This window comes from Cytophagales bacterium (assembly GCA_019456305.1).
In the GTDB taxonomy this organism is placed as follows: domain Bacteria; phylum Bacteroidota; class Bacteroidia; order Cytophagales; family VRUD01; genus VRUD01.
Genome location: VRUD01000121.1, coordinates 1 through 8506, shown reverse-complemented (window position 1 = coordinate 8506; position 8506 = coordinate 1). Strand labels below are relative to the sequence as shown.

The window sequence follows — 8506 nt, the reverse complement described above, 5'->3', positions numbered from 1 at the left end:
AACCGGGCAGATGTATTAAAATTAAGAGGTGGGGAAACGAACCAATCCTCTACAGTATCGGTTGGATTTCCCGGATTGTTGTAGTAGTGAAATAGTGATTTGGGAGAAGAAACAAAAAGGCCGGCAGTATATATCCAGTGAGATGAACTGAGAATGCCTAATCTAAATTCCTGCCATCCTGCCTGCTCGCTCACAGAATCAAAACCTGTATAATAAGGCAACTGCAAGGATTGTGCTTCTGCCCTGAGAATAAATAAAGTAATGATTAATAATAATCCTAACGACTTCATTGATAAATGATTTTTTTTACATACTGGTTATGTTCATTATTAACCTTAACAAAATAAATGCCTTTGGACATTTTAGGAATTTTTATTTCAGAGTTCACATCCGTAATTTCGGTCAGATATACTAATTCCCCCAAAATATCATAAATATATATCTGTAATTTGTTGTTTACTGCGGATTGCCTGGTGCGAACTGATAGGGTAAAAGTGCCGGTGGTGGGATTGGGATAGATTAAAAGTTTATTTTTTTCTCTCTCTGATTTTTCGTTTATTCCCGTGTAAAATCCCAATTCTAATTCATCCACTACTAATTCCGTTCCTATACTGGCACCTCCAAAACTGCCACAGCATCCACTTGTTAGCATTATCACCGCAGAGTCTACACCGGTAATCCCCGAAGAATCTATTGAAATACTAAAAGGAGCATAGGTTGTAATTGAACTCGTACTTATCCATTTTCCGTTGGCAACAAGCGAATTTCCTGAATAACATAAAAATTCAATATATACCGTATCGTTTGGCATAACATTACATTTTACAAAGCCTTTTAAGTTAGATGGGATTGAATTCAGTGGAAATCCTGTTGTTGCCAATCCTGAATTGTTTTCAAAACCGGGGTTATAAACTTCTAATTTAATAGCATAATTGCTTTGGTATCCGGCAGAATCCTTTACAATTTTCCCGCTTAGAAATTGCCAATTATCAGGCACTTCATTACTATCAATAATGGACCAATTCTCAAAGGAGCCATTTGGAATTGAGTCTTGCGCAAATAGGCATAGAGAAAGATTAAAGAAAAGCAAAGAAAAGAGGGTCAGACATATCTTGTAATTCATATTATTTTATTTTAGTGAAGGACTTTTTAACAAAATAATTTTCAAGTATTTTAAAATGCAAGGTAATACATCAATTGTTATAAACAAACTTTTATTGAAAAATATTTTAAAAAAATCACAATCGCACTAATAAGATACCTTTTACCTTTTCTCCGATGGGTATGCTGCGCAGTTTGGCGGACCTGATAATAAACAGTTTAACACACAAAGATTCAAACAGCTTATTACCGATATTCATCACCTGAAAATGGATGAGCAAAAGAAAAAATTAGAGAATGCCTTTGAAGAATGGAAAGGCAATAGAAGGCAAATAGATGATATTTTGGTGATGGGGATGAGGTTTTGAGCGTATGACGTCCCGTTCCTACTCCCTGCTCAAACCTCCCACCCAATCAATCGCTTTACTTCATCAGTGCTTAACGGTTCTTTCGTTTTTAATTCAGTGGAAGGTTCTTTTAAATAATTCAAAGCGGGAATAATCCAGTCTTCACTTTCTTTGTTCAAAGCTCCTAAAAGTAATGCTATTTGATACAGGTTCGTTAACTTCTCAAAAAACAGCTTGGCAGAATACTCCATTTTATCCTGTTTCATATCTTTAAATCCCTTGGCAAACCGGATCAAATCATCTAATTCTGTTAGCATCGGTTTTTTGTATTCGTGATGAAGGGATGCATTTTGGTTTATTTCACTGCACATCATCTCAAATCCTTTTGATTTTACCATTGCCCTGAGCATGTCTAATACCATAATATTTCCTACACCTTCCCAGATTGGCGTCACCATGACGTCACGCATAATTTTGGGCATCCCGGTGTCTTCTATATAGCCCAGTCCCCCCATTAATTCCATACTTTCTCTTACGATATATACCCCTTTCTCGGCCGACCATTTTTTTACCATAGGCGTAATTAAACGAAAAAGTTCAGCTTCATTTTGATTACCGGAATCTGCAAGGTCCAATGCCTTGATAGCCCTCCATACCAAATAGAAGTTGGCTATATGGAGGCTTGATAATTCTGTCAGCTTTACCCGGACCAATGCATGGTCAAGTGCGCATTTCCCAAAAGTATGACGGTGGCATAAAAACTGGTAAGCTTCTATAAGCGCTCTTCTGGAACCTGATAATGCTGCTACGGAATTGTAAAGCCGTGAAAGGTTGAGCATTTCAGCCATGATCTTAAAACCGCCAAACTCCTTTCCAACCAACTTACCAATCGTATCTGTGAGCAAACATTCGGCACTTGCCATGGAACGTACGCCTAATTTATCTTTTAGGCGGATGATGTCTATTGGATTTGGGTGGTCATTTTGCAAGTATTTTTCTACCAAAAAGATAGATAAGCCTTTCGTCCCTTTAATATTTTCATCGGTTCTTGCCAAAGCAAAAATAATATCTGCATTGGCATTGCTGCAGAACCATTTCTCTCCATTTAATTGGTAATATTTCCCTGTTTTACCCCGCCTGTGGCGGGGCAGGTGAGTTGCTTTTGTCAGGTTAGCGCCTACATCTGACCCACCTGACTTTTCCGTCAGGTACATGGCACCGGTATATAATTCATCTACATCATCGGTGTAAATGTGTTTTAACAAACGCTCTTTATCTTCCTCTTCTCCAAACAGGTCAATCAGGCGGGCAACACCATCGGTCATGCACAAAGGGCAATACAGGCCCAACTCACTCATTGCATAAAGGTAGCCGGCACTGAATCCCAGCCTGTGCGTTTCTCCTAAAAAACGTTTCCTCAGGCCTGGTTCCCATTTTACCCGAAACATTTCTGATCGTACTGCTATCTTTAATAATTCATGATAGGAGGGATGAAATCGTATTTCGTTGATATTTTCACCTAAGGGGCTTCTTTTTATTAGCTCAGGGCCATTTTTGTCTGCCAGCAAAGACAGCTCGTTCATCCGGCCTGCTGATTCTTCGCCTTGCTGGTTGAGCTTATCCTGGAAATAAGCGTTTCCTTGCTGGGATATTTCATTTTTAAGATAGCTTCGGAATATCTTATCACTTTTATAGAAATTGGCGCTGACCTTGTAGTCGTCACTTAATACCTGATTTTTTAACAGCAATTGATCTGCCTTGTCTAATCCTTTATTTTGGATTTTTGGCGGTTGGGTTGGGGTGGTGGGGGATGTGTTCATGTGTTCAGGGGTTCAAGTGTTAAGGTAAACTTTCTTTTTGTAGAAAATCTTACTTCGGGAGAATAAGGTCATAGTTCTAAAAATGAGTCCACTCTAAAAAGTGTTTTTGGTTCTCGCAAAGGCGCAAAGGGCGCAAAGTTATACACTTAACTAATTGATATTCAATCCTTTGCGAACTTTGCGAGAAACGATTTCTTTTCAATTTTTTACTTTTTAGAGTGGACTCAAAAATATAATATAAATTGATTAAAAGGGGCTTACTTTTTTATTTTTTTTCTAAATTTTTTACCCCACTTGCTATATTTAAGTAATTGATAGCCAAAAAATAATAAATAAACGACAAGTAAATAATAATGCTCGGAATATATTACATAGACTATAAGTCCTGTAGTGAGGAATAGTATAAAAATAGCACCTACAATATTTCCTTTTGTTTTTTCTGTCATTTTGAGTACAATGCTAATATACTAATAAAAATGCTAATATACGAATGAATACTAATGATACTAATAAAAAAAATGCCTAAAATGTAAAATGCCTAAAATAAAAAAAATCGCCACTAAAGCACAAAAACACGAAATTTCACTAAAAAATTTTGTGTGATTTACCCACACACCAAAACTCTAAGATAAATAATGTAAATATAAAATTGTATATTTTGGTGTGGGGGTTTAGTGATTTTAGAGTTTTTGTGGCATAAATTTTAGGCATTTTAAGTATTTTATATTTAATTAGTATATTAGCATTATACCCTTATTCGTATATTAGCATTTTTATTAGTATTAAAACCTTATTCCAATAACCACCACATCATCCACTTGCTTAGCATTGCCTTTCCACTCCTCAAAAGTTTGATTAAGGACTTCCTCTTGTTTGGTCATTTCTAATTGATGAATGTCTAAAAGTAACTTTTTAAAGCGTTCGGAAGAGAATTTTTTGTTATCTTCACCACCGAACTGATCCTCAAAGCCATCTGAAAACAGGTACATGGTTTCATTTTTCTGCATTTGAAAGGTGTGATTGGTAAAGTTGGTTTTTCCTGCTTTTATCTCCATTCCACCTATGGAGAACGGGTCGCTTTCGATATCTTCTATAAATGGTTTGGTCGGATTATCAATCCGAGCTACATTCCTGACTATGCATAAATGATGAATTGCCCCTGCAAATTGAATTTCATGTTTTTCCATGTCAATGGAGCAGAGTGAAATATCCATACCGTCAGGGGATAATGCATCTTTTTCATCCTGATGCAGTAAAGTTTTAATATCTGTATGCAATTCATCGAGTATTGGAGCAGGGGAGATAATATTTTTTACGTTTACAATATCATTTAATAATGTATTTCCTATCATTGACATAAATGCACCGGGAACACCGTGGCCTGTACAATCTACGGCTGCGATCAAAGTTCTCCCATTTTTACTGCTCCACCAATAAAAATCACCACTCACGATATCTTTTGGTTTATACAAGATAAATGAATAGGGCAAAACTTTTAAAATATTTTCCTTTAGCGGGAGTATAGATTCCTGGATACGTTTAGCATAATTTATGCTTGCCGTAATGGCTTGATTCTTCTTTTCAATCTCTTCATTTTTTTCTTTTAACTGCACTGTTCGTATTTGAACCTTCTCTTCAAGAATTTTTTGCTGACGTCTTAAATTTCTCTCCCTGATCCTGATGAAAACAAAAACCAAACCTGTTACGGAAATAAAACACAGGAGGTAAAACCACAACGTATTCCAAAAAGGAGGCATTACCCTAAAAGAAAATGTTTTTTCTTCACTCACCTTTCCCAATACGTTTTTTGCCCTTACCCGTATCGTATATTTCCCGTCTGATAAAAATGGAAATGGAATGGAAGCATTACGGTTCCATTCAGACCAATCTTTCATAACGCCTTCTACAATATATTGGTATTGAGTAGAGGTTTCATTGATATAAAAAGGAGCGGCAAATGATAAAATGACAGCGCTATTTCGGTAATCTAATTCCAGGCCATTTAATAATAATGGATTACCTTCTCCATCATTAATTCCGTTTATAAATACTTCAAAATATTTATTTGATTGTTCCCTATCTTCTTTATTAATTTTAAATAATGACCCGTCACTATTTATCAGCCAGATGTTTTTTTCACGATCTACATAAATTTGCTTGATATTATTAAAAAGTGCAAAATAAATTTCTTTTAGAATAATTTTCTCTGAAAATTTATCAGATCCATGCTGCTTGTCTGTTCCATCTTCCGGGTACCCCATACGGGGGAGCTTTAGCGCAGGCAGGCCTGCCCATTCTGCGCCATTATATCCCCAGGTAATATGATCTTGTGAATAAATAAGTTTCAAATTTTCTGAAAAAAAGCTGTTAAGCTCTTCAGTAGCAAATATATCTCCAACAGATAATGCTACATGCTGCTTGCTACCCCATAATAAAGGGGATTTAGGCTTATAAGGGGATTGAGGAGAGATATAGCAATATGTTTCAGAGGCAGTAATGAAGAAGATCTTTCCGAAAATTTTTCTAACCAGTATGATCTCTGAAAATGCATCACCCAAAAAATAGGCATAATAATCCACAGGCTGCCCTGCTGTATCAATAATAATTCTATAAATATTATTTTCACAGCCTAACCACAGATTTTGTTCATCATCTTCAATAATGGAGTAAACACTTTGAAGTATATCCTGAAAAATGGTATCTTCAACCTGCCATTTTTTGCCTGTGAACCTGACAGATTTAATGCCGGTTGCCAGGCCAACATAAAAACGATTAGTATCTTTTGATTGGTAAATGCAGTTTACATAAAGGTCTTTGATGATTGGTTTGGCTTCAGGCTTATCAGAATTCATCCGGGGTTTTAGTATCTCATATAATCCGGTATTACTTGCAGCCAGTATTCTGTCATTCAATTTTACTAATTGTTTGCATTTTCCCTTAAAGCCATTTACCTGTTTGTAAACATGCTTTACAGACTGAAGTGCATAGACTTTTTTGATCTCATATTCTTTTTTTACCGGTCTATTTATTACCCTTCTAACAGGTTTTATTTCGGTTTGTGGTGACTTGTCTTTTGTGCTTTCAAGCGTTTTAATTAATTTTCTTAAATCTTCCAATTCAAGTTTTTCTGCATCTGTTTTTCCTTCCTTTTTTAATTGTTTTTCCAGTTTTCTTTTCAGGCGTTGTATTTTTTTACTTAATTCAGGGTATTGGTTGATGGTATTCGTGTCTCTCGGAATTTGCTTTTCAATTTTAGTTTTTACGTAAATTATTTCTGTTGTTTGGATTATATCTTCTTCTTTTTGTACTGGTTTTTTAATATAAACCATTAATTCCTTAATGTCTTTCACTTCGGTAAGATAAAAGATCCCTTCGCTGGTTGCTACATAGATGGTGCTGTCAAATTCTATAACTGAAATTAAATTGCCTTCCAATCCAGGATAGGAGGAATAATTTTTAACAGGTAATGTGTTATCAACACGGGTAATACCATAGTCATGCGTGATCCATAATCCACCATTTTTATCTTTGCCCATAGCAAATATCTCATCATCAGGGAGGCCTGTCTGGTAATTGAGCGTAGCTAAGGTAACGCCATTTTTTTTGTCAATAAAAATGCAGCCTCCGGTCAGGGTAGAAAATACGAAATGGTCTGTGGATAATTCTATACCACCGGAAAGAACGCTTTCTAACAAATAATCTTTTGCTTCAAATGAATAAGGGATAAATTGTTTGCCTTCAAAGAGGAATATCTCATTCTCGCTTGTTCCTATCAGTACGGTATCATTTTTATAATGGAAGCTTGTGATAATTTCTGTATTTGAAAATATTTCTCCTCCGGGAATTGGTGATAGCCCTGACCGATCAACCCTGTTTAATCCCTGGCCTGATATGTTTATAAAAATATCTTTATTTGTAATTACTAAACCTGTAAAAAGCCCATTTCCACTACTTTGCCAACTATTTTCTATTACGTTGTTTTTTATTGAATAGCAGACAAGAACCCGGTTAGCGTAAAAATAAATTTGATCATTGATTATTTCTATACTTGTTATTTCACCAAATTTCTCGCCCTGAGTCCTCGTGGGTAATGAGTCAGAAATTGAAACATATACATCTTTACCGTAGGGATCTTTTTTTAGATAGCCGAAATTTTCTTTACATCCTGCATAAATTCTGCCTGACCCTGAGTGAAGTGCATAAACCGAACCTGGTGTTCGTATGAGCTTCCATTTTACTCCGTCATAAGATAAAATACCTTTTTTATTTGCAAAATACATTACTCCATTGCTACCTTGAATTATAGAAATATTATGATTATCAATATTTTGCAGCTTTGGATTATGGTCGAAGAGAATGAAATGACCTTCCTGAGCATATAGCGGAAAGGAAAAGAGGATCCCAATTTTTATTAGTAAAATTAAAAAATAATTTAAAAAACTTGAATTGTTTTGCATAAACCTCTTATATTTGGTGCCGAAATTTATTTGTTTATTTTTTGATTTAATGATTTATTGGATCAAAATTCGTCTGAAATTTACTAAGAAAAGAACAACAAATCATTAAATAAATTTCGGCTGTAAGTTAATAAAAGCTACCTAATTGGATGAAATAAAACCAACCATTTTTTTGTTTAATATATATTTACGTTAATTTCACCGGAAAGGTTAAAAAATACATCCTCAAAATATTTTTTGTATTTTTAAAAATTTTTATTAACTTTGGAATTCTTTTACATTGGATATTTTATAAATATTCAATTAAAACAAATTTACAACTGGTATTTTTATAAATATTTAGTACCCTTAATTTTTAATGTTATGAAAAAGCTAAACTTTTTACTCGTCTTGTTCGTGTCCATAAACCTGAACACTTTTGCCCAGATTTTTACCAAAATCACCGAAGGACCTCTTGTTAACGATAAATCCGATGGGATTGGCTGCACCTGGGGCGATTACGATAATGATGGTGATTTGGATGTGTTGATTGCGGTATCTCAACCATCATTAAATAATCCTAACAGAAGAAATTTTCTTTATCAAAACAATTGCAATGGACAATTTACAAAAATAATTGCTATTCCTGGAGGTATAGCTACAGATGAAGAGATATCTAATACAGCTACCTGGGTTGATTATGATAATGATGATGATTTGGATTTATTTGTGACTACTGAATTTAAGGAAAAAAATTCATTATACAGAAATAATGGCGATGGAACATTTAGCAAGATCATTG

Annotated in this window: 5 protein-coding genes; 1 reads left to right on the top strand and 4 read right to left on the bottom strand. The window is 34.9% G+C overall.

Annotated elements, in window-relative coordinates; genetic code table 11:
• The 4 genes from FVQ77_16770 to FVQ77_16755 form a co-directional block, all read right to left on the bottom strand.
• The coding region (locus tag FVQ77_16770) for a hypothetical protein (GenBank protein ID MBW8051955.1) at positions 1–290 on the bottom strand (290 nt) is incomplete at its 3' end.
• Positions 287–1123, bottom strand: a complete 837-nt coding sequence (locus tag FVQ77_16765) for a T9SS type A sorting domain-containing protein (protein ID MBW8051954.1) — start codon at positions 1121–1123, stop codon at positions 287–289. The genes FVQ77_16770 and FVQ77_16765, both read right to left, overlap by 4 nt.
• Before the next feature lie 375 nt (positions 1124–1498).
• Positions 1499–3268, bottom strand: coding sequence for an acyl-CoA dehydrogenase (locus tag FVQ77_16760; GenBank protein MBW8051953.1), 1770 nt, complete (start codon positions 3266–3268; stop codon positions 1499–1501).
• 782 nt (positions 3269–4050) lie between these two features.
• The gene (locus FVQ77_16755; GenBank protein ID MBW8051952.1) at positions 4051–7725 is read right to left on the bottom strand and encodes a SpoIIE family protein phosphatase; all 3675 of its coding nucleotides are present in this window, start codon (positions 7723–7725) and stop codon (positions 4051–4053) included.
• 363 nt (positions 7726–8088) lie between these two features.
• On the opposite strand from FVQ77_16755, the gene FVQ77_16750 reads away from it, so the two are divergent.
• The coding region (locus tag FVQ77_16750) for a VCBS repeat-containing protein (protein MBW8051951.1) at positions 8089–8506 on the top strand (418 nt) is incomplete at its 3' end.

Coding starts and splice junctions, on each gene's coding strand:
- FVQ77_16765 (MBW8051954.1), bottom strand. CDS start 1,123: ATGAATTACAAGATATGTCTGACCCTCTTTTCTTTGCTTTTCTTTAAT.
- FVQ77_16760 (MBW8051953.1), bottom strand. CDS start 3,268: ATGAACACATCCCCCACCACCCCAACCCAACCGCCAAAAATCCAAAAT.
- FVQ77_16755 (MBW8051952.1), bottom strand. CDS start 7,725: ATGCAAAACAATTCAAGTTTTTTAAATTATTTTTTAATTTTACTAATA.